Annotated in this window: 18 protein-coding genes; 3 read left to right on the top strand and 15 right to left on the bottom strand. The window is 69.9% G+C overall.

Translation table 11 applies throughout. The features are described from left to right. Nucleotides 1–341 precede the first annotated feature (341 nt). The 9 genes from J5T34_RS15395 to J5T34_RS15355 form a co-directional block, all read right to left on the bottom strand. The gene (locus J5T34_RS15395; RefSeq protein ID WP_244258945.1) at nucleotides 342–1,259 is read right to left on the bottom strand and encodes a branched-chain amino acid ABC transporter permease; all 918 of its coding nucleotides are present in this window, start codon (nucleotides 1,257–1,259) and stop codon (nucleotides 342–344) included. A 149-nt stretch (nucleotides 1,260–1,408) separates the two neighbouring features. Continuing rightward, complete coding sequence (locus J5T34_RS15390) at nucleotides 1,409–2,293, bottom strand: branched-chain amino acid ABC transporter permease (RefSeq protein WP_208580476.1); 885 nt, start codon at nucleotides 2,291–2,293, stop codon at nucleotides 1,409–1,411. Nucleotides 2,294–2,449: 156 nt separating this feature from the next. Next, a complete protein-coding gene (locus J5T34_RS15385; RefSeq protein ID WP_208580475.1) occupies nucleotides 2,450–3,658 on the bottom strand; it encodes an ABC transporter substrate-binding protein in 1,209 nt (402 codons plus the stop codon). Between the two features lie 84 nt (nucleotides 3,659–3,742). Next, the gene (locus J5T34_RS15380) at nucleotides 3,743–4,468 is read right to left on the bottom strand and encodes an ABC transporter ATP-binding protein (protein WP_208580474.1); all 726 of its coding nucleotides are present in this window, start codon (nucleotides 4,466–4,468) and stop codon (nucleotides 3,743–3,745) included. Between the two features lie 19 nt (nucleotides 4,469–4,487). Beyond that, nucleotides 4,488–5,264, bottom strand: coding sequence for an ABC transporter ATP-binding protein (locus tag J5T34_RS15375; RefSeq protein WP_174106011.1), 777 nt, complete (start codon nucleotides 5,262–5,264; stop codon nucleotides 4,488–4,490). Nucleotides 5,265–5,666: 402 nt separating this feature from the next. Further along, nucleotides 5,667–7,286 (bottom strand): GMC family oxidoreductase, encoded by a 1,620-nt coding sequence (locus tag J5T34_RS15370; RefSeq protein WP_208580473.1) that lies wholly within the window; start codon nucleotides 7,284–7,286, stop codon nucleotides 5,667–5,669. 144 nt (nucleotides 7,287–7,430) lie between these two features. Beyond that, entirely contained in the window at nucleotides 7,431–8,321 is an 891-nt protein-coding gene (locus tag J5T34_RS15365; protein ID WP_208580472.1) for an alpha/beta hydrolase, read from the bottom strand. Between the two features lie 50 nt (nucleotides 8,322–8,371). After that, a complete protein-coding gene (gene cueR, locus J5T34_RS15360) occupies nucleotides 8,372–8,836 on the bottom strand; it encodes a Cu(I)-responsive transcriptional regulator (RefSeq protein WP_208580471.1) in 465 nt (154 codons plus the stop codon). 20 nt (nucleotides 8,837–8,856) lie between these two features. Continuing rightward, nucleotides 8,857–11,436 (bottom strand): heavy metal translocating P-type ATPase, encoded by a 2,580-nt coding sequence (locus tag J5T34_RS15355; RefSeq protein WP_208580470.1) that lies wholly within the window; start codon nucleotides 11,434–11,436, stop codon nucleotides 8,857–8,859. Between the two features lie 171 nt (nucleotides 11,437–11,607). Between J5T34_RS15355 and J5T34_RS15350 the strand changes: the two genes are divergently transcribed. After that, on the top strand, nucleotides 11,608–11,802 hold the full coding sequence (locus J5T34_RS15350; RefSeq protein ID WP_208580469.1) for a heavy-metal-associated domain-containing protein: 195 nt from the start codon (nucleotides 11,608–11,610) through the stop codon (nucleotides 11,800–11,802). Nucleotides 11,803–11,859: 57 nt separating this feature from the next. Here the strand turns inward: J5T34_RS15350 and J5T34_RS15345 are convergent, their stop codons facing one another. The 6 genes from J5T34_RS15345 to J5T34_RS15320 all read right to left on the bottom strand — a co-directional run bounded on the left by J5T34_RS15345 (nucleotide 11,860) and on the right by J5T34_RS15320 (nucleotide 23,691). Further along, nucleotides 11,860–12,588: an OmpW/AlkL family protein gene (locus J5T34_RS15345; protein ID WP_208580468.1), complete on the bottom strand. Its 729-nt coding sequence runs from the start codon at nucleotides 12,586–12,588 to the stop codon at nucleotides 11,860–11,862. A gap of 215 nt (nucleotides 12,589–12,803) precedes the next feature. Beyond that, a complete protein-coding gene (locus J5T34_RS15340; protein WP_208580484.1) occupies nucleotides 12,804–13,778 on the bottom strand; it encodes a delta(1)-pyrroline-2-carboxylate reductase family protein in 975 nt (324 codons plus the stop codon). Between the two features lie 72 nt (nucleotides 13,779–13,850). Continuing rightward, nucleotides 13,851–16,157 (bottom strand): penicillin-binding protein 1C, encoded by a 2,307-nt coding sequence (pbpC, locus tag J5T34_RS15335; protein WP_208580467.1) that lies wholly within the window; start codon nucleotides 16,155–16,157, stop codon nucleotides 13,851–13,853. A gap of 23 nt (nucleotides 16,158–16,180) precedes the next feature. Further along, on the bottom strand, nucleotides 16,181–16,861 hold the full coding sequence (locus J5T34_RS15330) for a lysoplasmalogenase (protein WP_208580483.1): 681 nt from the start codon (nucleotides 16,859–16,861) through the stop codon (nucleotides 16,181–16,183). A 29-nt stretch (nucleotides 16,862–16,890) separates the two neighbouring features. Then, nucleotides 16,891–22,953 carry an alpha-2-macroglobulin family protein gene (locus J5T34_RS15325; RefSeq protein WP_244258941.1) on the bottom strand — a complete coding sequence of 2,021 codons (6,063 nt, stop codon included), beginning with the start codon at nucleotides 22,951–22,953 and terminating at the stop codon, nucleotides 16,891–16,893. 264 nt (nucleotides 22,954–23,217) lie between these two features. Next, nucleotides 23,218–23,691 carry an Lrp/AsnC family transcriptional regulator gene (locus tag J5T34_RS15320; RefSeq protein ID WP_208580465.1) on the bottom strand — a complete coding sequence of 158 codons (474 nt, stop codon included), beginning with the start codon at nucleotides 23,689–23,691 and terminating at the stop codon, nucleotides 23,218–23,220. Between the two features lie 209 nt (nucleotides 23,692–23,900). On the opposite strand from J5T34_RS15320, the gene phhA reads away from it, so the two are divergent. Both phhA and J5T34_RS15310 read left to right on the top strand, forming a co-directional pair. Beyond that, nucleotides 23,901–24,848: a phenylalanine 4-monooxygenase gene (gene phhA, locus J5T34_RS15315; RefSeq protein WP_208580482.1), complete on the top strand. Its 948-nt coding sequence runs from the start codon at nucleotides 23,901–23,903 to the stop codon at nucleotides 24,846–24,848. Between the two features lie 109 nt (nucleotides 24,849–24,957). Beyond that, nucleotides 24,958–25,275 (top strand): 4a-hydroxytetrahydrobiopterin dehydratase, encoded by a 318-nt coding sequence (locus tag J5T34_RS15310; protein WP_208580464.1) that lies wholly within the window; start codon nucleotides 24,958–24,960, stop codon nucleotides 25,273–25,275. The last annotated feature ends 12 nt before the right edge of the window (nucleotides 25,276–25,287 follow it).

Here is a 25,287-nt window from a genome sequence, read left to right as displayed (position 1 = left end):
AGCTGGGACAGCTGGGAGGGTGGGGTCGGACGGAGACGGCATGGCGATCGCGGGCAAGGCGCGCATTGTCTCACGGAGGAACGGCACAAATTAAAAAGGGCGTTGCCGAGGATCACCCGTCAACGCCCTTTCCTTATTTAACGCTGCTTCCTCACGGAATGCTCATCGTGGGTGCGCGCCTGTCGTCTCCTCGCTTCCGCCTCCATTTAACCTGCGAAAACCGTGACTGCAATGTAACGAAGCGGTGCGTATCGAACAAGCTAGAAAAAACCCTAGCCCTAAAAACGGGCATGTATCCCGGCGGCCACTCCACGGCGAGGGTCGGCGGCACCCCAGGTTCGCTAATGCCGGCCCCGTCCGAACAGCGCCAGCAGCTCGCCCATGATGCCGCGGCGGAACAGCAGCACGCAGATCACGAAGATCACGCCGGTCACCATCGTCACCGACTCGCCCAGCGAATTGAACCACTCGACACCGGTGGCCGAGGCCAGGAAGCTGCCGATATCACCCAGCTTGTTCTCCAGCGCGACGATCACGAAGGCGCCGACGATCGGACCGGACAGCGTACCGAGGCCACCCACCAGCGTCATCAGGATCACCGTGCCGGACATCGACCAGTGCACGTCGGTCAGCGTCTCGAAGCCCAGCACCAGTGCCTTGATCGCGCCGGCCAGGCCCGACAGCGCGGCCGACAGCACGAAGGCCATCAGCTTGAAGCGGTCGGTGTCGTAGCCCAGCGAGATCGCGCGCGGCTCGTTCTCCTTGATCGCCTTCAGGATCTGCCCGAACGGCGAGTGCACCGTACGGACGATCAGCGCGAAGGCCAGCACCAGGATCACCAGCGCGACGTAGTACAGCGTCAGGTCGTCCGACAGCGACAGCACGCCGAACAGCTTGCCGCGCGGAATGCCCTGCAGCCCGTCCTCGCCGCCGGTGAACGGCGCCTGCAGGCAGAAGAAGAACAGCATCTGCGCCAGCGCCAGCGTGATCATCGAGAAATAGATGCCCTGCCGCCGGATCGCCAGCGCGCCGACCACATAGCCGATCGCCGCCCCGGCCAGCGTGCCGAGTACCAGCCCCACCTCCGGCGTCACGCCCCATACCTTCATCGCATGCCCGGCAACGTAGCCCGCGCCGCCGAAGAAGGCCGCGTGGCCGAACGACAGCAGGCCGGTGTAGCCGATCAGCAGATTGAACGCGCAGGCAAACAGCGCGAAGCACAGCACCTTCAGCACGAAGACCGGATAGGCGCCGACCATCGGCGCCGCGATCAGCGCGAGCAGCAGCAGGCCATAGAGCAGCAGCGGCACGGTGCGCGGCACGCCCGCGCGCGATGCGCCGGCCTCCGCCGGCGTGGATGCCTGCGTACCCTGGGGTCCCTGGGTGCGCGATGCGCTTTGTCCGTCCATCACTTCTCCCTCCCGAACAGCCCGGCCGGCCGCAGCAGCAATACGATCACCATGATCAGGAACACCACGGTCGACGACGCTTCCGGATAGAACACCTTGGTCAGGCCCTCGATCACGCCGAGCCCGAGACCGGTGACGATCGAGCCCAGGATCGAGCCCATGCCGCCGATCACCACCACCGCGAACACCACGATGATCAGGTTCTGCCCCATCAGCGGCGAGATCTGGATCACCGGTGCGGCCAGCACGCCGGCAAACGCGGCCAGCGCGACGCCGAAGCCGTAGGTCAGCGTGACCATCAGCGGCACGTTGACGCCGAACGCCTCGACCAGCTTCGGGTTCTCGGTGCCGGCGCGCAGGTAGGCACCGAGCTTGGTCTTCTCGATCATGTACCAGGTCGCCAGGCACACCGCCAGCGAGGCGACCACCACCCAGGCGCGGTAGTTGGGCAAGATCATGAAGCCCAGATCGGTCGCGCCCGCCAGCAGTTCCGGCGTCGAATACGGCAGGCCCGACACGCCGTAGATCGAGCGGAACACGCCCTCGATCACCAGCGTGATGCCCAGCGTCAGCAGCAGGCCATAGATATGGTCGAGCTTGTAGATCCATCGCAGCATGGTCTTCTCGATGACCACGCCGAGCACGCCGACCACCACCGGGGCGAGCAGCAGCATCACCCAGTAGTTGAGCCCGGCGTACTCCATGCCCATCCAGGCCAGTACCGCGCCGAGCATGAACAGCGCGCCGTGCGCGAAATTGATGACGTTGAGCAGGCCGAAGATCACCGCCAGGCCAAGACTCAACATCGCATAGAAGGCCCCGTTGACCAGCCCGAGCAACAGCTGGGACAACATGGCGGGCAAGGGAATACCGAAGATGTCCATCGCAGGCGTCAGCTATGCGGCGCCGCGGACCCGTTCCGCGCCGGCCCGCCATCCGTCGAAGGAGGCATGGGCCGGCAGCAGCGAACGCGCCCGCGGCGCCGGTCGTTCATCGGGCCGCAGCGATGCGCGCAACACGCACCGCGCGGCCGCCATCGCTTACTTCTTCAGCAGCGCGCACTTCGACTCGGCCGGCGTCGTGAAGGCCTGGTCGCCCGGGATCGTGGCCACGACCTTCAGGTAGTCCCAGGGCTTCTTCGACTCGGCCGGGCTCTTGACCTGCATCAGGTACATGTCATGAATGGCGCGGCCGTCGGCGCGGATATAGCCCTTGGTGTAGAAGTCGTCGATCTTCGCCTTCTTCAGCTCGGCCATCACCTTGTCCGGATCGTCGGTCTTGGCCGCCTCGACCGCCTTCAGGTAGGTACGCACCGCGGAGTAGTCGGCGGCCTGCAGGCTGCTCGGCATCTTCTTGTTCTTGGCGAAGAAGCGGTTGGCGAACTTGCGGGTCTCGTCGTTCATGTCCCAGTACCAGCTGTCGGTCATCAGCAGGCCTTCGGTGTTCTTCAGTCCGAGGCTGTGCACATCGTTGATGAACATCAGCAGGCCGGCGATCTTCATGTTCTTGGTGATGCCGAATTCCTTGGCCGCCTTGATCGAGTTGATCGTGTCGCCACCGGCGTTGGCGAGACCCAGGATCTGCGCCTTCGACGACTGCGCCTGCAGCAGGAAGGACGAGAAGTCCGACGCCGACAGCGGATGGCGCACCGAGCCGACCACCGTGCCGCCGTTGGCCTTGACCACCGCCGAGGTGTCGTTCTCCAGCGAGTGGCCGAACGCGTAGTCGGCGGTCAGGAAGAACCACAACTTGCCGCCCTGCTTGACCACCGCGCTGCCGGTGCCCTTGGCGAGCGCCACCGTGTCATAGGCATAGTGCACCGTGTACGGCGAGCACTCTTCGTTGGTCAGGCGGGCCGTGCCCGCGCCGATGTTGATGTAGACCTTCTTCTTTTCCTGCGCGACCTTGTTCATCGCCAGCGCGGTACCGGAGTTGGTGCCGCCCAGCAGCATGTCCAGGCCCTGCTGGTCCATCCATTCGCGCGCCTTCGACGCGGCGATGTCGGCCTTGTTCTGGTGGTCGGCCGACAGCAGTTCGATCGGCTTGCCGAGCACCTTGCCGCCGACGTCCTCGATCGCCATCTTGACCGCCTCGACGCCCGACTTGCCGTCGATGTCGGCGTACAAGCTGGACATGTCGGTGATGAAGCCGATCTTGACCGAGTCACCCGATACCTGCGCGGAGGCCGCACCGGCCGCCATGCCCGTCACCAAGGCCGCCATTGCGGCTGCGAGCCGTTTGATCTTCATTGCTTGTCTCCTGTGTTTCGGCGGACTTGCATGCCGCCCCATTCCTGTCGCCTTGCCGGCGACCATGCCTGCGACCCCGAAGGATCAGACCCCAAGCAGTTCATGCAGAACCGGCATCTTCTGTTCCAGCTCGCCGGCGCCGAAGCGCTCGACGATGGTGCCGTGCTCCATCACATAGAAGCGGTCCGCGAGCGGCGCGGCGAAGCGGAAGTTCTGCTCCACCATCACCACCGTGTACCCCTTCTGCTTCAGCATCCGGATCATGCGCGCCAGTGCCTGCACGATGACCGGCGCCAGTCCCTCCGAAATCTCGTCGAGCAGCAGCAGGTTGGCGCCGGTGCGCAGGATGCGGCCGACCGCCAGCATCTGCTGCTCGCCGCCCGACAGCCGCGTGCCCTGGCTCTGCCGGCGTTCGGCCAGATTCGGGAACATCTCGTAGATCTCGGCCTCGCTCATGCCCTGCTTGGCCCCGCTGCCCTTGAGCTGCGGCGGCAGCAGCAGGTTCTCCTCGCACGACAGGCTGGCGAAGATGCCGCGTTCTTCCGGGCAGTAGCCGATGCCGTAGTGCGCGATCTTGTGCGTCGGCAGATGGATGGTCTCGTGGCCGTCGATCTTGATCGAGCCCTTGCGCGTGCCGGTCAGGCCCATGATCGCGCGCAGCGTGGTGGTGCGGCCGGCGCCGTTGCGGCCCAGCAGCGTGACCACCTCGCCGCGGTTCACGGTCAGATCGACCCCGTGCAGGATGTGCGATTCGCCGTACCAGGCCTGCAGGCCGCGGATCTCGAGGGCGGGCGTGTTGTCTGTCGTCATGTCGTCGCTCCGCTGGCTTTCAGTGCGCGCCCTGCAGCTCGGCCTCGGCCGTGCCCATGTAGGCTTCCATCACGCGCGGGTCCTTCGAGACCTGCTCGTACGGCCCTTCGGCCAGGATCGCGCCCCGTTGCAGCACGGTGATGGTGTCCGCGATCGACGACACCACGTTCATGTTGTGTTCGACCATCAGGATGGTGCGGCCGGCCGAGACCTTCTTGATCAGCTGCGTGACGCGGTCCACGTCCTCGTGCCCCATGCCCTGGGTCGGCTCGTCGAGCAGCATCAGCTCGGGCTCCATCGCCAGCGTGGTGGCGATCTCCAGCGCGCGCTTGCGGCCGTACGGCAGATTGACGGTCACGGTGTCGGCGAACTCGGTCAGGCCGACCTGCTCGAGCAGCGCCATCGCCTCGTCGTCGAGCACCGACAGCGTGCGTTCGCTGCGCCAGAAGTGGAAGTGCGTGCCGAGCTTGCGCTGCAGCCCGATGCGCACGTTCTCGCGCACGGTCAGGTGCGGAAACACCGCCGAGATCTGGAACGAACGGATCACGCCGCGGCGCGCGATCTGCGCGGGCTTCTCGCCGGTGATGTCGATGCCGTTGAACAGAATGGTGCCGGTGGTCGGCACCAGGAATTTCGTCAGCAGATTGAAGCAGGTGGTCTTGCCCGCCCCATTCGGGCCGATCAGCGCATGGATGGACCCGCGCCTGACCCGCAGATTGACGTCGCTGACCGCGGTAAACCCCTTGAATTCCTTGGTGAGGTTGCGCGTCTCCAGGATGGTTTCCTGCTGGTTCATGTCTCCTGCCCGTCCTCGTTCGGCGCGACGCGTGGCTTCTGGCCCGTCGTGCCCGGATTCGACCCGCGATCCCTGCCGGCATGCGCGACGGCACGCTGAAAGGGGGATCGCCTTGTCTGCAATGTCTTATTGGTAGTGTGGCAGCGCGCTGGGTGGCAGCGGCGGCGTGGCCGGATGTCGGCGCGCATGCAAGTACGGATGTGAGCGCGACATCACGACTGTCCGGCGTCTATTGTGGGCACCTGTTGCGTCGCAAAACATCCGGGTTTGCACTGAGCCTGAAACATGAACCAGCTGTCATGTTTGTCAGGCAGCGCGGGCGCAGTCTCGAGGCACCCCCGCGGTGCGGTCGGTGCGGCGCCGCACGCGGGCGGCGCCGGCTCTTCGGCTGCGTGGGCGAGGTCAGCCGCGCGCGCCGCTGCGCCAGTCCTCGCGGATCATGTCGCTGGCGCGCTCGGCGATCATGATGGTCGGCGAGTTGGTATTTCCCGAGGTGATCAGCGGCATCACCGAGGCATCGACCACGCGCAGGCCCTGCACGCCGATCACGCGCAGGCGCTGGTCGACCACCGCCTGCGGATCGTCGGCCTTGCCCATGCGGCAGGTGCCCACCGGATGGAAGATCGTGGTGCCGATATCGCCGGCCGCGCGCGCCAGCGATTCGTCGTCCTCGACATGCGGACCCGGCAGCCACTCCTGCGGCCGGTACGGTGCCAGCGCGGGCGCGGCGACGATGCGGCGCGTCAGACGAAGCGAATCCGCCGCGACCTTGCGGTCCTCGTCGGTCGACAGGTAGTTCGGCGCGATCACCGGCGCCTGGCGGAAGTCCGGGCTGTCGATATGGACGCTGCCGCGCGAGGTCGGGCGCAGATTGCAGACGCTGGCGGTAAAGGCGTTGAAGGTGTGCAGCGGCTCGCCGAACTTGTCCAGCGACAGCGGCTGCACGTGGTATTCGACGTTGGGCCGCTCCTGGTCCGGATCCGAACGCGCGAACGCGCCGAGCTGCGACGGCGCCATGCTCATCGGCCCGCTCTGGTTCCACGCGTACTGCAGCCCGATGCCGAGCTTGCCCCACCAGTTGCCGACCCGCGTATTGAGCGTGCGCACGCCCTCGACCTTGACGATCATCCGCAGCTGCAGATGGTCCTGCAGGTTCTCGCCGACGCCCGCCAACGCCTGCCGCACCGGGATGCCGAGCGCCTGCAGCCGTTCGGGCTGGCCGATGCCCGACAGCTCGAGCAGCTGCGGCGTGTTGACCGCGCCCGCGGCGAGAATCACCTCGCGCCGCGCCGCGACCGTATGGGTCTGGCCGCCGCCGACGTGATGCAGCCCGCTGCAGCGGCGCCCATCGAAGGTCAGCTCGCTGACCTGCGCGCCGGTGACGATGGTCAGGTTCGGCCGTTCGGACGCGCGCCGCAGGAAGGCCTTCGACGTATTCCACCGAATGCCGCGGCGCTGGTTGACCTCGAAGTAGCCGACGCCGAAGTTGTCGCCGCGGTTGAAGTCGTCGGTGCGCGGAATGCCGGTCTGCTCTGCCGCGTCGATGAAGCGCTCGAGGATGTCCCACTTGAGCCGCTGCGGCTCGACGCGCCATTCGCCGCCGGCGCCGTGAAAGTCGTTGGCACCGCGATGATGGTCCTCGCTGCGCTTGAACAGCGGCAGCACGTTGTCCCAGCGCCAGCCGTCGTCGCCGGTAATGCGCGCCCACTCGTCGTAGTCCTCGCGCTGGCCGCGCATGTAGATCATGCCGTTGATCGACGAGCAGCCGCCCAGCACGCGCCCGCGCGGATAGATCAGCGAGCGGCCATTGAGGCCCGGCTCGGCGACGGTGCGGTACATCCAGTCGGTGCGCGGATTGCCGATGCAATACAGGTAGCCCACCGGAATATGGATCCAGTGGTAGTCGTCCTTGCCGCCCGCCTCGAGCAGCAGCACGCTGACGTCGGCGTCCTGCGTCAGCCGATTGGCCAGCACGCAGCCCGCGGTGCCGCCGCCGACGATGATGTAGTCGTAGGTCTCCATGCTTTTTTTCTGGTTGGGTAGTCGATCGGGGTGCGGCCATCCGCCGCGGGGGATGGCCGACGAAGGTCAGGCGTTGGGCTTGGCGTCGATATCGGCAATCGGGTCGAACAGGTGGAATCGGGTCGGCGTGCGTGCCGCCGTGCTTCAGCGGTCCGTGTCCGTCACCGGCTGCAGATGGCGGCGCAGCCAGTCGCTCAGCGCGTCCAGCACCTCGGCCCGCAGCGCCGCCTGCTCGTTGAAGATCTCGTGGTAGGCGTGCTCGAACCAGATGCATTCGCGCAGGTCGGCCGGCGCATTGTCGCAGAAGCGCCGGCTGCCCGCCGGATCGACCACGCGATCGGCGCCGGCCACCAGCAGCAGCGTCGGCGCTTCGAGCAGCGGCGCATCGGCCTGCGCGCGTTCGATGCCGAGCATCATGCTCTGCAGGATGCCCGCGGTCAGCGTGCGCTGCACCAGCGGATCGGCGCGATAGCGCGACACTTCGGCGTAGTCGTGACTGAGATCGGCCGGGCGGATCGGACTGGGGACGCGCAGGTTCGGCGCCAGCGTCAGCAGCATCCGGTGCATCGTCAGCATCGCGCCGCTCAAACGCAGCGCCAGCGCGGGCGAGGACAGCACCAGCGCGCGCACCGGCCGCACCCGCGAGGTGGCCAGCCGCGCCGCCACCAGCCCGCCCATGCTGTGGCCCAGCACGATCGGCAGTTCGGGCCAGCGCTGCACCACGCGGTCGTAGAGTTCGACCAGATCGTCGAGGAAGACATCGGGCCGCTCGGCCACCATGCGCGCGCCGCCGCTGGCGCCGTGGCCGCGCTGGTCGTAGGCGACCACGCGCAGCCCCAGCGCGCACAGGCGCTGCGCCACGTGGCCATAGCGGCCGCAGTGCTCGGCCAGCCCGTGTACCAGCAGCAGCGTGCCCGACGGTTCGGGCCACAGCTGCGGGTCCGGCAGCCACGTGCGCAGCAGCAGCTCGGTGCCGTCGCGCATGCGCTGACGGCTTTCGGCCGGCGCGATGGCGGCGCTCTGGGATGCATCCATGCGATCGCTCTCCTCGTCGGCGCGCGGCGCGGCCGCACGTCGGTCAGCGTTCAAGAGTGGCAGGCGTGGCGCGCATTGCCGTCGGGCGCATTGCCATCGGGCGCGGCGCCGGCCGACGGCGCGCGTCCCGGCTCGGCAAAGTCGGCGAGGATCGGGCAATCGGGCCGCTCGTCGCCGCTGCACGCCTCGGCCAGCGCGCGCAGCGTGTCGCGCATCGCCGCCAGCTCCGCGATGCGCGTTTCCAGCTCGGCGACATGGCGCAGCGTCAATGCCTTGACGTCGGCGCTGGCGCGCCCGCGGTCCTGCCACAGCAGCAGCAGGTTGCGGATCTCGTCCAGCGAGAACCCGAGATTACGGGCGCGCCGCACGAAGCGCAAGGTATGCAGCGCGCGTTCGTCGTAGCGGCGATAGCCTCCTTCGCTGCGCGGCGGTTCGGGCAGCAGCCCGATCGATTCGTAGTGCCGGATCATCTTGGCGGACACGCCCGAGGCGGCCGCCGCTTCACCGATATTCATCGCCTTGCTTCCTCCATGTTTCAGCGCTGCGCTGCGGGCTTGCCTGCGGTCTGCGTGCCCACTGCCTGCGTGCCGGCTGACTGCGCGCCCGCTTCGGGCCGCCAGCGCCGCAGCAGCAACGCGTTGCCGACCACGCTGACGCTCGAGAACGCCATCGCCGCGCCGGCCACCACCGGGCTGAGCAGACCGGCCGCCGCCAGCGGGATGCCGATCACGTTGTAGACGAAGGCCCAGAACAGGTTCTGCCGGATCTTGCGCACGGTCCGGTGCGACATCGTCAGCGCATCGGCGACCAGGCCCGGATCGCCGCGCATCAGCGTGATGCCGGCCGCGTGCATGGCCACATCGGTGCCGGTGGACATCGCGATGCCGACGTCGGCCGCGGCCAGCGCCGGCGCATCGTTGACGCCATCGCCGACCATGGCCACCACCGCGCCGCCGCGCTTGAGCGCCGCCACGCGTGCCGCCTTGTCCTCGGGCAGCACCTCGGCCTGCACGTCGTCGATGCCGAGCGCATCGGCGACCTGCGCCGCCGCGCCGTGGCTGTCGCCGGACAGCATCACGGTACGCACGCCGGCCGCATGCAGGCGCGCCACGGCTTCGCGCGCGCCCGGCTTGATCGCATCGCCGAACGCGACCAGACCGGCCACGCGGCGCGCGTCGATCTCGATCAGCCACGACACCGTGCGGCCGGCCTGGCGCAGCGCATCGGCCTGGCGTACCAGTTCGGAACGCTCGCCGAGTTCGGCGCCCAGTTCCTTGCGCAGCCGCTCGCTGCCGAGCGCCCAGCCGATGCCGTCGATGCGTCCGCTGATGCCGCGGCCCGGCAGCGCACGCAGCTCGCTCGCCACGGGCACCGCCAGCGCACGCTGTTCGGCGGCATGCAGCACCGCACGGGCCAGCGGATGTTCGCTGCCGGCCTGCAGTGCGGCCAGGCGCGACAGCAACGCCGACGAGGCGTCATCGCGCCGATCGGCACCGTCGGCCGCTCCCTCGGCCATGCCGTCTGCCGACACCAGCGCCACCACCTCCGGTTGTCCCACGGTCAGCGTGCCGGTCTTGTCGAACGCGACCACATTGACGCGGTGCGCGGTTTCCAGCGCCTCGGCGTCCTTGACCAGGATGCCGGCACGCGCGCCGGCACCGGTGCCGGCGATGATCGCGGTCGGCGTGGCCAGGCCCAGCGCGCACGGGCACGCGATCACCAGCACCGCCACCGCATTGAGCAGCGCCGACTGCCAGTCGCCCAGCGCCAGTCCCCAGCCCAGCAGCGTGATCAGCGCGATCGCCAGCACCACCGGCACGAACACCGCGCTGACGCGGTCGACCAGCCGCTGGATCGGCGCCTTGGCCGCCTGCGCATGCTCGACCATGCGGATGATGCGGGCCAGCACCGTTTCCGCGCCGACCGCGGCGGTGCGCAGCACCAGCCGGCCCTCGCCGTTGATGGCGCCGCCGGTGACGCGGTCGTCGACCTGCTTGGGCACCGGCAGGCTCTCTCCGGTCAGCATCGATTCGTCGGCATGGCTGTCGCCGTCGATCACCACGCCGTCGACCGGAATGCGCTCGCCCGGCAGCACTACCACCTCGTCGCCGACGCGTACCTGCGCCAGCGGCACCGTGGTGTCGACGCCGTCGCGGCGCACCCGCGCGGTATCCGGCCGCAGCGCGGCCAGCGCGCGGATCGCGTCCGCGGTCTGCCGCTTGGCGCGGACCTCGAGCCATTTGCCGAGGCGAACCAGCGTGATGACCACCGCCGCGCTCTCGAAATACAGGTGTGGATGACCCTCGCCATGGGCGGCGGCGCCGCGCCAGATCAGCCACAGCGACAGCCCGTAGGCGGCCGAGGTGCCGAGCGCGACCAGCAGATCCATATTGCCGGTGCCGGCGCGCAGCGCCTTCCAGCCGGCACGATAGAAGCGCCAGCCGAACACGAATTGCACCGGCGTGGCCAGCAGCCATTGCCACAGCGCCGGCACGTTCCACGCGATGCCGAACCAGCCGAGCACCATCGGCGCGACCAGCGGCAGCGACAGCGCGGCCGGGATCGCCACGGCCCAGGGACCGGACCAGAAGTCCGCGGCGCGTTCGGCTGCGGCCTGCCCTGCCGTCGCGGCCTCGGCCACCGGTTCGGCGGCATAACCGGCGCGGGACACCGCCTCGGTGAGCGCCGGCAGCATGTCGGCCGCGCTGCCGCCGACCAGCGTCACAAGAGCGCGCTCGGTGGCCAGATTGACCTGGGCGTCCACCACGCCGGGCACCGCGCGCAGCGCGCGTTCGACGCGGCCGACACAGGAGGCGCAGGTCATCTCGCGCACCGTCAGCTCGAGCTCGGTGCGCGGCACCGCGTAGCCGGCGGCGACGACGGCGTCGGCCGCCGCGGGCAGCACGGCGGCGCTGTCGGCCTGCACGGTAGCCTCCTCGGTGGCCAGGTTGACGGCGACCGAACGCACGCCCGGCACCTTGGCCAGCGCGTTCTCGACCCGGCGCACGCAGGAGGCGCAGGTCATCCCTTCGATCGGCAGGCGCCATTCGGGCGCGGCCGGCGTGGCATTCGCACCGGCCGGGGCCGGAGACAGCGGAAGTGAAGAAGTGGACATGGCGGTTGACATCCTCGTTGACATAGCCTGTCACTGGATGTTGGACCTTACCATGCTAGGAAGGTCAAGGCCGGCGCGCCAGTTTTTGATGCCCGGCGGCAGGGCTTGCGCTTGACATGATGGGAAGGTTCACAATGGCGACGTTCACCACCCCAACCCTGGAGTTCAACGATGATGCAGTTTCAAGTGGAAGGCATGTCCTGCGGCCATTGCGTCGGCGCGATCACGCGTGCGGTGCAGCAGGTCGATCCCGACGCGCGCGTCTCGGCCGATATCGCGGCGCAGGCGGTCAGCGTGGAAACGGACGCCGATGCGCAGGAAGTGCGGCAGGCCATCGAATCGGCCGGCTATCCGGTCAAGGGCTGACCGGAGGGAACCGCGTCCGCACTCCGGAGAGACGCGGACGCGGCCGGTCGGCACCGCTCAGAAGCGGTAGCCGACGTTCAGGAAGGTCACGATCGGATCGATCTTGATCTTGGTGTGCGACACCACGGTGGCGCCGCCCTGCGCAGAATTGCGCGTGACGAAGGTCGCGCGGGTATCGAGCGGCAGGTAGGACACCGACAGGCCGACATGCCAGCGCTCGTTGATCTTGTAGTTGGCGCCGATATTGAAGACCGGATTCCACGACGACTTGGCGCTGGCGGTCATGGTGGCGTTCGGGCCGAATTCCTGGCGCACGAACTGCTGGTTGGTGATGGTCTCGTCGCTGAACCAGGTGTAGTTGACGCCCAGGCCCACATAGGGGCGGAAGCGCGCGGCCGGTTCCAGGAAGTGGTACTTGACCAACACCGCGGGGCTCCACTGGCGCACCGTACCGAGCTTGCCGTACTTGCCGTAACCCTTGTCGCCCTCGACGTCATGCTTGGGCGGCAGGCCCAGCACGAATTCGGCGGAGATGTGGTCGGTGACAAAGTGGTCGATCGACAGGCCCAGCGTATTGGCGGCCTTGATGTCGGCGCCGGTATTGGGCCGCTGCATGCCGACCGGGCGGCCGCCGACGCTGTCGATGGTCAGCGGATCGGCCGAGCTGTTGGGCATCACGCGGAACCAGCCCGTGCTGACGACGGTGCTGCCGGCCGATTGTGCCTGGGCGACCCCGCCCACCGCCATGGCCGCGACAGCCACCAGGATTTTTTTCTTGTGCGACATCCTCTCTCCTTCGTGGTTTTCAACTGCAAGGGCAGCATTATCCCGCTGCCGATGCCGTCATCGTTTCAATCTAGAGACATTTTGTAGAGGAGCGCCACTAAATTGAGGGTTTACCGCAATCCGCGGTATCCGAAGGTCCACCACAGCGGGAAGAGAGGCGGCAGAAGTGTCTCAGGAATGTGACACCGGGCCGTGGCCCGATGCCGTCGGCGGCGTCATGCGTCGGCGCTTCGCACCGCCAGCGCGCAGGCGGCCAGATCCCACAGCGCATAACCGACGCTCTTGAACACCAGCGGACTGCCGGTGCGCGCGCGGATCGCATCGGCGGCCAGGATCGCGGTCTCGAACGGCTGCACCGCTGCCCAATCGATGCCGGCCTGCAGCAGGTCGCCGGCCTCGTCCTCGATGCCGAACAGCGTATCGGCCAGCAGCCGCCCCGCCTTCGCGGCGCCGCGGCACAGCGCCGGCGGCAGTTCGCACATGTCCGGCCGGAACGCGCCGACCGCGGCGATGAAGTGGTCGTCGCGCCAGCAGCCGGCATCGAGATCCGGCAACACCGGCGTGCGGCTCGACGTCACGGTGACGACCATCGACACGCGCGCGAGCACCGCTTCGATGTCTGCCGCAGATTCGAGCACCTCGGCCTCCAGGCCCAATGTCTTCGCATGCGCGGCCAGCGCATGGGCCTTGTCGGCCGTGCGCGAATGCAGCCAGACGCGGCGCAGCGGCAGGCCCGCGGCGAAGGCCTCGAGGTGGGTGGTGGCCTGCACGCCGGCGCCGACGATCAGCAGCTCGCCGTCCGGCCGTGCGGCAAAACGCTGTGCCGCCAGCAGCGACACCGCCGCGGTGCGGCGCCCGGTCACGGTCGGACCGTCGAGCAGCGCCAGCCGCACGCCGGTGTGCGCGTCGGCCACCACCACCTCGCCGAGGATGTTGGGCAGGCCGCGCGCCGGGTTGCCCGGATGGACCGTGATGTTCTTGGTCATCACCAGGTCGGCATTGCGCGCCGGCATCACCAGCAGCGTCCCCTCGCCGCCGGGCGCGGCGGCGGTCACGTCGCCGACCGGCAGCGCCAGCCGCGGCGGCGCCATCGCGGTGCCCGCGCGCAGTTCGGCCAGCATGTCGGCAATGGCAACGGCCAGTTCGGGATACGGCAGGCGCGCCGCGGTCTGCGCGGCATCGAGCAGCATCGGCGAGGCAATCGATTCGGTCGGCACGGCTTGGGCTCCTGAGAATGGGCGGCTGGCGCAAGACAGCGGCGATTATCCCCGATCGCTGTCCCGGGTCCCGTTATCCCGGGTCCGGCTGCCCCGGTCCGCCGCGGCCCTGCCCTGCGATACCGCCGGCCGGGCGCCGGCCTCGCGCACCGTCGCACCGCGCACCTCGATGTGGACCGTATCGAGCACCGTGCCCTTGCCATCGACCAGTTCCAGACGATGCCGTCCCGGCCAGGGCATCCACGCCAGCTTGCCGCCGCCGCCAAGCCGCTTGCCATCGAGCCGCCAGGCCACGGCGCTGGCGGTGCGGCCGGCGACATCCTCGGCATGCAGCCAGACGCGCTGCGCCTGCGGCGGAATATCGGGATCGAGTGCGAACACGGTGCCGTCGGCCGGACTGGCGATCGCCGCGCCGCGGCCGGACGCCGCCGTCCGGGCCGCCGCCGTACCCGTACCCTCGTGGTGGCTGCCGACGGCGACGACCGGCACCGCGGTGCCGGCGAGGAACACTTCTTCGCGCGCCGGTTCGGCCACGCCTTCGAAACGTACCGCCACGCGTTCAACGCCCGCAGGCGGCGCCGGCTGCCGGCTGCCCCGGTCGCGATGCAGAAAGGCCATCACGTCGTGCCAGATCGGCGCCGCGCCGGACACGCCGGACACATCGCGCATCGCCGCGCCGCTGGCGTTGCCGACCCAGACGCCGACCGTGTAGTGCTGCGACCAGCCGATGCACCAGTTGTCGCGCATGTCCTTGCTGGTACCGGTCTTGACCGCGGTCCAGAAGCGCGTGGTCAGCGGGCTGTCCAGGCCGAAGGTCCGGGCGCGCGCCTGCCGGTCCGACAGCACGTCGCCGATCACATGGCTGGCCGCGGCCGACATCACCGCCACCGGCCGCGGCGCCGGCTCGGCCAGCCGCATCCGCACCCGGGCGTGCCGGCCCTGGTTGGCCAGCGTCCGATAGGCATTGGTCAGCGTCAGCAGCGACACGTCGGCGCTTCCCAGCGCCAGGCTGTAGCCGTAGTAGTCGCCGGCCTCGGTCAGTGGCAGCCCAAGCGCCACCAGCCGCCGATGAAACCGGTGCGGGGTCACCATCACCAGCGTGCGCACCGCCGGCACATTGAGCGAGCCGGCCAGCGCCGCGCGCATGCTGACCCAGCCGCCATAGCGGCCGTCGTAGTTGCGCGGGATATAGAGGCCGCCGCCGGTCGGCAGATTGACCGGCCGGTCGTCGAGCAGCGAGGCCGCGGTCAGGCGCCGTTCTTCCAGCGCCTGCGCATAGAGGAAGGGCTTGAGCGTCGAGCCGGCCTGGCGCAGCGCAGCCGCGTGATCGACCTGCGCCGCGCCCGACAGCGCGCCGGACGAGCCGACGTAGGCGAGCACGTCGCCGCTGGCGTTGTCGAGCACCACCACCGCGCCATCCTCGACATGCCGTCCGGCCAGTTCGCGCAGATGCCGCTGCAGGCTGGCCACCGCCAGACGCTGCACGCCGGCGTCGAGCGTCGAGTCGATCGCCGCCGGCATCGTGGCGGCGGCCTGACCGGTCCGCTCGACCAGCAGGCGGCCAAGGTGCGGCGCCAGTTGCGCCCGCCCCGGACCGCTGGGCGGCATGGCGGCGCGCGCCAGCGCCAGTTCGGTGAAGCCGTCCAGTCCGCCGCAGGCCTGCGGCTGCGCCATCTCGCGCAGGATCTGGCAGGCGCGCTGCGTCACGCGTGCCGGCGCGGCATTGGGGGCGCGCACCAGCGCGACCGCCAGCGCCGCCTCGCGCGCATCGAGTCCGCTCGGCAGCTTGCCGAACAAGGCCTGCGACAGCGCCGACAGCCCGACCAGTTCGCCGCGCAGCGGCACCAGATTCAGATAGGCCTCGAGGATCTGGCTCTTGCTCCAGCCGTGTTCGAGCCGCGCCGCGCGCCAGGCCTGGCTCATCTTCTGCGCCGCACTGCGCCCGCCCGCGCCGCGGCGCAGATCGTCGTCGAGCAGCGCCGCCAGCTGCATGGTCAGCGTCGACGCGCCGCGCGTGCGCGTATTCCACAGATTGGCCCACGCCGCGCCGGCGACGCCCTGCCAGTCGACGCCGCTGTGCTGGTAGAAACGCCGGTCCTCCGACAGCACGATGGCGGTGCGCACCGCGGGCGAGATCTCGTCGAGCGACACCCATGCCCCGCGCCGCGCGCGGAAATCGGTCCGCACCGTGGCGACCGGCTCGCCGTGGCGGTCGCGCACGACCACGTCGGCACTGCGGTAGCTCTCGCGCACCTGTTCGAAGCCGGGCAGTGCCTCGGCCAACGCCGGCGTCGGCACCGACGCTCCCGATAGCGCGCACAGCAGCGCGAATGCGATCGCTGCGCACCGCATGCGGGAAGTCGCGCCGCGCGGCCTCATGGCCGCCGTCCCGCGACGATGCCGGCGACCAGCAATACCTGGGCCGCGGCATAGGTCCACCAGATGCCCAGCTCGAAGCGGTCGAACGGCGACAGAAAGCGCGCGATGCCGATCAGCGCGTCGGACACGACGAAGCACAGCGCGCCCAGCGCAGCCAGCGGCGTCGGCAGCCGCGCCAGCAGCGCCGCGCAGGCCATCGTCGTCAGCGCGACGACATAGGCGCAGACCTCGACCGTCAGCGTGCCGAGGTTGGGCCAGAAGCGTCCCAGCAGCGTGCCGGCGGCGCCGATCACCACGCCGCAGGCCAGCAGCCGGTGCGGCCGGTCGTCGCCGATCAGCGGCAGCAGCAACGCGAGATAGGCCAGATGCGCCAGCAGGAAGAAACCGAGCCCGCCGACGAACGAGAACGGCAGCCACGGCACCGCCAGCAGCAGGTCGCCCATCGCCGAGAACAGCAGCGCGGCGATCAGCCAGCGCCGCTCGCGGCGCACCGGATGGAACCACGCCGCGCGCGCCAGCAGCAGCGCCATCGCGCACTTCCACGCCGGCTGCCAGGCGAAGCTGCCCGCCAGCGGCGTGCCGGGCGGCAGCTCGAGCGCGGCGCTGAGCAGCAGCGTGCCGTAGATGGTGCCGGCGACGGCGCCGGCCATCCACCATTCGCGTACCCGCGGCGGCATCGTCCAGCCGCGTCGTTCGAGGACATCGCTCACGGACGCGGCCCCACGGTTAGGCGCGCATTGGGCGCCGCGCCGAACACCTCGGGCGCGTACATCGCCTCGACCCGCGTCGGCGGCAGCGCGAACTCGCCGGCGTTGTTCAGCCGCACCGTGTACTCGACGGTCGCGGTGCCCTTGGGCAGGTGGGCGTAGTACTCGCGGTACGCCTGTGGCGTGCGCTCGCTGAACGCGGGCCAGGCGCCGGTGCGGCGCTCCCCGCGCGTGGCGATCTGCGAATCGCGGCCCAGGCCGCTGCCGAGGATGGCGGCGCCGGCGGGCACCGGGTCGCTGACCACCACCCAGGTCATGTCGGTCTGCGCGTCGATCTCGAGCCTGACGCGATAGATGTCGCCGCGCGACCAGCGCCCTGGCGTGGCCTGCTCGACCGCGCTGACGCTGCGGCGGATGCGGTAGCCGGCGGCGATCGGCTCGGCCAACGGCACCGCGGCCAGCGCGCGTACCGTCGCCCACGGCCGGCCTGCGCCCTCGTGCTGCAGTTGCAGCGTAGCCGGGGCGCCGGAAGGATTGGACTGTGCCGGCAGCGAAGGCCAGGGCAGTATCAGGCCGCCGGCCGCCACGCCGTCCTTCCCCGCCGCGGCCGTGCGCCATTCGAAGCTGCGCGAGGCGTCGCCCAGCGTCACGCGGGTGGCGCCGCCGACCGGCTCGCGCTCGAAGGCCTGCGCAAAGCGGCGCACCGCCAGCACGCCCCAGGCATTGGCATTGGTGGTACTCCAGGCGCCGGCAGTCTGGCGCCCGAGCAGACCGCTCGCCAGCCGCGGCGCGTCCTGGCGCCAGTCCGGCAGTTCCAGCGCCAGCGTCAGCAGCCGCGCGGCGTTGATGTCGCCGCCCGCCATCAGCCACCACCAGTGGTCGTCGCGCTCGGTCGAGAACGCCAGCCGGGTGCCCTGCAGATCGAGGCGCGCACGCAGCAGCCGCTGTGCTTCGGCCAGCCGCGCCTCGCGCTGCGGCACATCGGGCAGGCGTTGCAGCAGCGCCGTCCAGTCGAGCAGCGCCGAGGTCGGCCACTGCTGCGGCGCGATCTGGATCGATCCCAGCATGCGGGCCTGCGCCTTGCCGCTGCGCGACAGCGCCTCCAGCGCGGCCAGCTTGCGGACCTCGAGGTCTGCGGTCGGCGCCCACGGGCGACGCTGCAGCCGGCCCTCGACGAAGGCGGTCAGCGCCTGTTCCATCCGCTCGCGCGCCTGCGCCGGCAGCGGGAGCGGCAGCCCGGCACGATTCGCCTCGTCGGCCAGCGCCAGCAGATAGGCGGTCAGCACCTCGCTGCCGCCGTCGCGCGCCGCCTCGCCCTGCATCGGGAAATAGGCCACCAGCCCGTCATCGTCCTGATAGGCCGGCAACTGCGCCATCAGCGCCTGCCAGAGCGCGCCGTCGCCCAGGCCCACGGCCTTCGACGCGCGCTGCTCCAGGCAGGTATACGGATAGCGCGTGAACCAGTCGCGCACGCCGGGCAGGCCCCCGGCCAGCGACGACTGCAGACCGATCCGCAGGCCGCCGCGCGGCGCGCCGGAGGGATCGCGCAGTGCGGCCGCGGGGGCGCGGACCGGCACCGACAGCGACGGGGCCAGCTGGGCCAGCGTGCCCTGCTGCACGGTCAGCGGTACCGCCGCGGCCAGCCGCTGGGCGATGCGGATGCGGTCGGCGGCGGGTCCGGCAGCCTCGCCCTTGCCGTCGCCCTTGTTCGTTTCTGTCGCCGCGATCTCCCACTGCAGCTCGCTTTCGGTGGCGGTGGCCTGTCCGCTCGCTTGCGCAATCGGCGGCGCGACGACATCCCAGCCGATTTCGCGTGCCTGTCCCGCCAGCACCGAGACGGTTTGCGTTGGCAGCGCGGCCGTTTCCGACTGGGCCGCCGAGGCGGCAGCGGCTGCAGCAGCGGCGGTGCCGGCCGGCACACTGCGCGCGCTGACCTCGACCGTCATCGCCCGCGCCGTGGTATTGCGCAACGTGAACATCGCGCGGTAGCGGTCGCCCTCGCGTACCAGCGGCGGCAAACCCGAGATCAGCTGCAGATCCTGCGTCGCGGCCACCGTGGCGCTGCCGGTGCCGAAACGCGCGACGCCCAGATCGGCGATCGCGACGATCCGAAAGCGCGTCAGCGAATCGTTCAGCGGCACCGTCAGCGCGGCCTTGCCGGCCGCGTCGAGCTGCACGCGCGGGTTCCACAGCAGCAGCGTGTCGAACAGTTCGCGCGTCGGATTCCTGCCGCCGCCGCCGCCGGCCGGCACCGCCTTGCGTCCGTAGTGGCGCCGCCCGACGATCTCCATCTGCGCGGTTGCGGTCTCGACCCCGTAGCTGCGCCGCTGCAGCATCGCCTCGAGCAGGTTCCAGCTGGTATTGGGCATCAGTTCCAGCAGCGCCTCGTCAACCGCCGCCAGCGCGACCTCGCCGTTGGCGGCCGGCTTGCCGTCGGGCAGCGTGACGTGCACCGTCACCTTCGCCTGGCCGCGCACCGGGTAGCTGGCGCGATCGGTCGCGACCTTGACGTCGAGCCGGTGCGCCTCGTTGCCGACGCGGATCTCGGCCACGCCGAGCCGGAACGCCGGCTTGGACAGATCGACCAGCGGCGTCGGCGCGACGTATTCGCGTCCCTCGCTGCGGAAGGCCCGCCACCATTCGCGCGGCTCGCGCCAGCCCCAGGTGAAGAACGAATACCAGGGCACCTCGTGCAGCCGCCCACGCAGCGCCAGCACCGACACGTAGACGTTCGGCCCCCATTCCGGCTTGATCTTGACGCTGACGGTCGGGTCCTTGCCGGCCAGCGTCACCACGCTGGTCTCCAGAATGCCTTCGCGTTCGACTGCGACCAGCGCGGTGGCCTGGCGGAACGGCATCCGCACCTGAAAGCGCGCGGTATCGCCCGGGGCGTACGACGGGCGCTCCGGCAGCAGGTCGATGCGGTCGTGGTTCTCGCCGCCGAACCACAGCTCGCCCTGACCGGTGACCCAGACGCTGGTGGCCGCCTCCGAGATCCGGCCGGCATCGTCGCGGGCACGCGCGATGAGTTCCACCTCGCCGGCCTGTTCCAGCGTCACCGCGCATCGCATGCGCCCGCGCGCGTCGGTCTTCGCCTCGCAGACCTTGCCCAGATCGCGCACCTCGGTGCGGTTGTCGTAGCGATAGAAGCCGCCGACCACGCGCTTGCGCGCCGAGGTCGTGATGCGGGCGCGCGCATGGACCTCCATCGGCACGCCGGCGCGCGGCTTGCCGTCAATATCGAGCGCGATGCCCTGCACCGTCGCCTGCCGCTTGACTGCGACCCAGTCGTCGGCACGAATGCCCGCGACCACGGCGGCGGGCCACAGCGGCAGCGTCTGCCGCAACGTCTGGATCTCGCCATTGGGATCGGCGAAGGCCGCTTCGACCAGCAGATCGCGCGGCGCGGTGACCGCCGGCAGCGTGTCGAGCGTCAGCCGGCCGCCGCCGTTGGCGTCCAGCGTCAGCGCGCGCTTGTCGGCGATCAGCGTCTGGCCGTCGGGCGCAGCGGCCCGATCCTGATCCTGATTTTGATCCTCGCCCTCGTCCGACTCGTCCCGCTGCTCGTCGGCTGCGCGCGGCGCGGCGAAGCTGTAGCCGTCGGCATCGGCAAAGCGCGGCATGCGCTCGCGCAGCAGCGCGGACACGCGCACCGGCAAACCCGCCGCGGCGCCGCCGGACACGTAATGGACCTCGACATCGAGCGGCAGCGACTTGGGCGCGACCAGCGCCTGCGCGCCGCCGGCCGTCGCCGCGCGTACCGTGCCGGTCAGCACCGGCAGGCGGAAGGCCTCGACGCGGAAGGCGCCGCTGTCGTAGCTGCGCTGGCGGGCATCGGCGAGCTCGACCGTGTAGCGGCCGAGCCTGGCGGCCGGCGGCAAGGCAAAGCGGCTGTCGGCGCTGCGCCCGCCCGAGGCGGTGGTGCGCCATTGCAGCGGCTGCTCGTAGGTCTGGCCGCTGCCCTCGTGGCGGATCACCAGCTTGTCGGGCAATGCGTCTGGACCGGGCGGCAAGGCCAAGCCGTTCGCGGTTTCGACCCGCAGATAGTGCTTCATCGAGACGGTCTCGCCGGCCGACAGCAGCGTGCGGTCGAACACCGTATGCGCGCGCAGGGTCGGCGTCGGACTGGTGTCGGTCGGTACATGGAAGCGCCAGCTCTCGATGCCGCGGTTCCAGTCGGACATCACGAACGCCATGTCGGCCTGGCCGCGCGCCTGCGGATGGGCGGCGACGATGCGCGCCGAAACGAAATAGCCCGACAGGCCGGTGTCCTCGCAATAGCGGCCGGCACCGCTGCCGCCATCCCCGCCGCTGTCTTCGCGACCGTCACCGAGCCGGCCGAAGCGCGCGATGCCCGCCGCGTCGGTGCGGCCGCTGGCGATCAGCTTGCCGCTGCAGTCGCGCACCGCGACGTTGGCCTCGCGCACCGGCTGGCCGCCATCGAGCGTGGTGACCCACGCCATCGCGTTGTCGCGCCCGGCCTTGAAGTGCACGCCCAGATTGGTGACCAGCGCGGCGGTACGGACATACATCGGCGCCGGCTTGCCGAGCAGCGCGGCGCCAAGATTCGGCGAGGCGATCTCGACCACATGAAAGCCCGCTTCGGGCAGCGGAATGCCGACCACCTCGAACGGCCGGCTGGCGCCTTCGCCCACCGAGGCGGGCACGGCAAGCTGGCGCACGCCCGGCACCCCGGCCAGCAGCGAGACGGCGCGGGTCTGCACCTGCGGCGCATTGCGCGGGATGCGCGCGGCCGACGGCGGCTTGCCGGCCAGGATCGCGTCGAGCTCGGCGCGGGTCCAGCTGGTCTCGTGCATGCGCCGCACCAGCGCCAGCCAGCGCAGCACCGCGGCATCGTCGTCGACCCGTACCCGGCTGACGGTGCCGGCCTCGGCGCGCACGCCGAGCACTTTGAGTTCACGCTCGACATGGCGCAGCGTGACCGGCAGCAGCGGCGGGTAATCCGTCGGCTTGTCGGCCGGCTTGCCGGACTTGGGCACCTCGCCGAAGCGCTCGATCACGCCGAACGGTGCCGCGGCAAACTTGGCCAGCGGCGGCATCGGCGCAGTGGCGATCGCCAGCGGGAACAGGTCGGCGTTGCCGAGCGCGCGGCCGGTCTCGTCCTTCAGGCCGGACGGCAACTCCAGCGTCATCGTCGCGTTCTCGGCGAACGGCGGCTCGAAACGCAGCGAGGTGACCGTGGCATCGGCGGCCAGGTTCGCCTCCAGCTTCGGCGCCACCGGTCCCGTCGGCGTGCGCAGCACCACGGATTCGGCCGCGCGGCGCGCGATCGGTGCGGAGAACTCCAGCGTGATCGGCCGCAGCGGCGTGCAGGGCGCCTGCGCGTTCTCGCGCTCGCAGCTGAAGCTGGCGGTAAACGGCGCGCGCACCTGATAGTCGAAGCGCCGCCCTTCGCGGCTGGCGATGCCGGACGGCGTGGCGATGCCCGGCTCGAGGATCAGCTGCATCTTCGCGCCGGCCGGCAGCCGCTGCTGGCAGGCCAGCAGATGGATGGTGTCGGGCCCGCGCGGCTTCCAGCGCAGCGCGGCCAGCACCGCGTCGCGGTCGGCGCCGGTCACCAGCCGCACCGGGATACGTTCGCCCAGCCCTTGCGCCTGGCACCAGGCATGGTCGCGCAGCGAGGCCGGCGTGGCCGGGCCGTTGAAGCGCAGCGCGAAGATCTGGTCCTCTTCGATCTCGCCGCCGCCGGGCCGGCTGGACACCACGATCGGTCCGCCGGTCTGGAAGCGATATTCGGGCTTGCCGCGATAGGCCTGGCCGGCCTGGCTCTTCAGGCCCGACTGCAGCCGGATCGTGCAGGACACGCCCGGCGGCAGGTCATGCGCGAAGTCGAACACCCAGTTGCGGTCGTCGACCCAGCGGCCCTCGCCGCGCAGCTCGGCGGGCGCGGCACCGCTGCACTGCACCGCCGCCGGCGCCGCGGCGCGCAGATCGCCGAGCGGCACCATCGGCTGATCGAAGCGCAGCGCAACCTGGCGGACCCTGGAAACCTGGCCTTCCGGCGATACGCGGGCAAGCTGGGCGGCCAGCGCGGCGTCCATGGCGAGCGCGGCGAGCGCGAACAGGCCAGCCCCGATGCCGGCGGCAAACCCGCGCGAGCCTGTCCGACGCCCCCCGCCGCTACGGGCCACTGCCACCCGATTCTCCGCCCTACCCCGCACGCCTTCCCCGCCAAAGCCCGTGGCCCGGTCTCGCATCTCGTCCCTCTCCGCATGGTCGGCTCCGCCTTGGTGCATCAGCGGGCACCTGGCGAGAGTGACATGCGAGCCGTCCCGGCGCAAGACAGCACGCAAGACGATGCCCGCTCAGCGCAGATGCGACAGCGGCAGGGCTCCTTCGCGCTTGAGCGCGGTCAGCACGATGTTGGAACGCACGCTCTCGACGCCGGGCACGCGCATCAGCTTGCGCATGGTGAAATCGGCCAGCGCCGGCAGGTCGGTGACGACGATGCGCAGCAGATAGTCCGCCTCGCCGGCGACGGAGTAGCACTCCTGCACTTCTTCCAGCAGCAGGATTTCCTCCTTGAAGCGCTCGATCGCGGTGTCGCCGTGGTGGGCCAGCTTGACGCTGGTGAAGACCAGCACGCCCAGGCCCAGTGCGGGCGGGGACAACACCACCCGGTAACCGGCGATCACGCCATCGGCCTCGAGCCGGGCGATGCGCCGGCCGACCTGGCTGGGCGACAGATGGACCTGCTCGGCCAGTTGCTGGTGCGTGCTGCGGCCGTCGGCCTGCAAGGCGGCCAGCAGGGCCAGATCGAAGTGGTCGAGGCTCAGCATACAAGGATCCTGCATCGGTTTTGCGTTTGATGCAGATTACCCGCATTGGAACGGCGATCCAAGCCGTTTTTGCGGGCTCTTTGCGGCGCCATCTCGGTAGACTTTGCAGAAATCCCGCATGCGCAACTCGCATACCGAACCGAGCGCGTGCGGCAATACCGCAAACGACCCCGGGCATGGCCCGCACCGAATCGCCGGAGACAAGCCAGATGGAAGCGATCCTCGACCAGACCCCAGATCAGAAAGACGCGGGCAGCCCCGCCTTCACCGGCACGCTGACCGACAAGCTCAAGGAGCAGTTCGAAGCGGGCCTGCTGTCCGATCCGGACCTGAACCCCGACTTCACCATCGCGCAGCCGCTGCACCGCTACACCGAGGCCGACCACGCCGTCTGGCGCCAGCTGTACGCGCGCCAGGCCTCGATGCTGCGCGGCCGGGTCTGCGGCGAGTTCCTGCGCGGGCTGGACACGCTGGGCATGGACGCCGACCGGGTGCCCGACTTCGCGCGCCTGAACGACAAGCTGATGGCCGCGACCGGCTGGCAGGTGGTGGCGGTGCCGGGCCTGGTGCCCGACGAGGTGTTCTTCGAGCATCTGGCCAACCGGCGCTTTCCGGCCAGCTGGTGGATGCGCAAGCCCGAGCAGCTCGATTACCTGCAGGAGCCGGACTGCTTCCACGACGTGTTCGGCCATGTGCCGCTGCTGATCAACCCGGTCTTCGCCGACTACATGCAGGCCTACGGCCAGGGCGGCCTGAAGGCGGCCGGCATGGGCGCGCTCGACATGCTGGCGCGGCTGTACTGGTACACCGTCGAGTTCGGCCTGATCCGCACGCCGGACGGTCTGCGCATCTACGGCGCCGGCATCGTCTCGAGCCAGGGCGAATCGATCTACAGCCTGGATTCGGCCAGCCCCAACCGGATCGGCTTCGATGTCCGCCGGATCATGCGCACCCGCTACCGCATCGACACCTTCCAGAAGACCTATTTCGTGATCGACAGCTTCGAACAGCTGTTCGACGCGACCCGTCCGGACTTCACGCCGCTGTACGCCGAACTGCGCCAGCAGCCGACGCTGGGCGCGGGCGACGTCGCCGACGGCGATCTGGTGCTGCAGGTGGGCAATCGCGAGGGCTGGAGCGACAGCGACGATATCTGAAGCCGCCGCACGCCGGTCTTTATGAAACAATGCCGGCATGTCCGACCGCGATGGTCGGGCAGGCCGGCTCTGCCTTGTTCCGATTCCCTCCTTTACGGGCCTTGCCATCATGACCTCACCCGCTCTTTCCCCCTTGTCCGAACAGGAACGCGCGCCGCTGCTGGCGTCGCTGCCCGGCTGGACCCTGGTCGCCGATCGCGACGCGATCCACAAGCGCTTCACCTTCGCCGACTTCAACGCCGCCTTCGCCTTCATGACGCGCGTGGCGATGCAGGCCGAGAAGGCCGACCACCATCCCGAATGGTTCAACGTCTACAACCGCGTCGACATCACGCTGTCGACCCATGACGCCAACGGCCTGACCCAGCGCGATATCGACCTGGCCCGCTTTATCGAGCAGGCCGCGGCGACGCTGGCCAGACGCTGAACCGCCGGCGTA

The sequence above is a fragment of the Cupriavidus gilardii genome (genome assembly GCF_017598945.1).
Classification (GTDB): Bacteria; Pseudomonadota; Gammaproteobacteria; order Burkholderiales; family Burkholderiaceae; genus Cupriavidus; species Cupriavidus gilardii_E.
Note: the sequence above shows the minus strand (reverse complement) of the source record. Positions and strands in the feature narration are given on the sequence as shown.

Excerpts from the sequence above, each read along its gene's own strand:
- J5T34_RS15395 (WP_244258945.1), bottom strand. The coding sequence starts at position 1,259 with ATGGTCGGCGCCTATCCGGTCTTCGTGCTGAAGGTGCTGTGCTTCGCG.
- J5T34_RS15390 (WP_208580476.1), bottom strand. The coding sequence starts at position 2,293 with ATGGACATCTTCGGTATTCCCTTGCCCGCCATGTTGTCCCAGCTGTTG.
- J5T34_RS15385 (WP_208580475.1), bottom strand. The coding sequence starts at position 3,658 with ATGAAGATCAAACGGCTCGCAGCCGCAATGGCGGCCTTGGTGACGGGC.
- J5T34_RS15380 (WP_208580474.1), bottom strand. The coding sequence starts at position 4,468 with ATGACGACAGACAACACGCCCGCCCTCGAGATCCGCGGCCTGCAGGCC.
- J5T34_RS15375 (WP_174106011.1), bottom strand. The coding sequence starts at position 5,264 with ATGAACCAGCAGGAAACCATCCTGGAGACGCGCAACCTCACCAAGGAA.
- J5T34_RS15370 (WP_208580473.1), bottom strand. The coding sequence starts at position 7,286 with ATGGAGACCTACGACTACATCATCGTCGGCGGCGGCACCGCGGGCTGC.
- J5T34_RS15365 (WP_208580472.1), bottom strand. The coding sequence starts at position 8,321 with ATGGATGCATCCCAGAGCGCCGCCATCGCGCCGGCCGAAAGCCGTCAG.
- cueR (WP_208580471.1), bottom strand. The coding sequence starts at position 8,836 with ATGAATATCGGTGAAGCGGCGGCCGCCTCGGGCGTGTCCGCCAAGATG.
- J5T34_RS15355 (WP_208580470.1), bottom strand. The coding sequence starts at position 11,436 with ATGTCCACTTCTTCACTTCCGCTGTCTCCGGCCCCGGCCGGTGCGAAT.
- J5T34_RS15350 (WP_208580469.1), top strand. The coding sequence starts at position 11,608 with ATGATGCAGTTTCAAGTGGAAGGCATGTCCTGCGGCCATTGCGTCGGC.
- J5T34_RS15345 (WP_208580468.1), bottom strand. The coding sequence starts at position 12,588 with ATGTCGCACAAGAAAAAAATCCTGGTGGCTGTCGCGGCCATGGCGGTG.
- J5T34_RS15340 (WP_208580484.1), bottom strand. The coding sequence starts at position 13,778 with ATGCTGCTCGATGCCGCGCAGACCGCGGCGCGCCTGCCGTATCCCGAA.
- pbpC (WP_208580467.1), bottom strand. The coding sequence starts at position 16,157 with ATGCGGTGCGCAGCGATCGCATTCGCGCTGCTGTGCGCGCTATCGGGA.
- J5T34_RS15330 (WP_208580483.1), bottom strand. The coding sequence starts at position 16,861 with ATGCCGCCGCGGGTACGCGAATGGTGGATGGCCGGCGCCGTCGCCGGC.
- J5T34_RS15325 (WP_244258941.1), bottom strand. The coding sequence starts at position 22,953 with ATGGACGCCGCGCTGGCCGCCCAGCTTGCCCGCGTATCGCCGGAAGGC.
- J5T34_RS15320 (WP_208580465.1), bottom strand. The coding sequence starts at position 23,691 with ATGCTGAGCCTCGACCACTTCGATCTGGCCCTGCTGGCCGCCTTGCAG.
- phhA (WP_208580482.1), top strand. The coding sequence starts at position 23,901 with ATGGAAGCGATCCTCGACCAGACCCCAGATCAGAAAGACGCGGGCAGC.
- J5T34_RS15310 (WP_208580464.1), top strand. The coding sequence starts at position 24,958 with ATGACCTCACCCGCTCTTTCCCCCTTGTCCGAACAGGAACGCGCGCCG.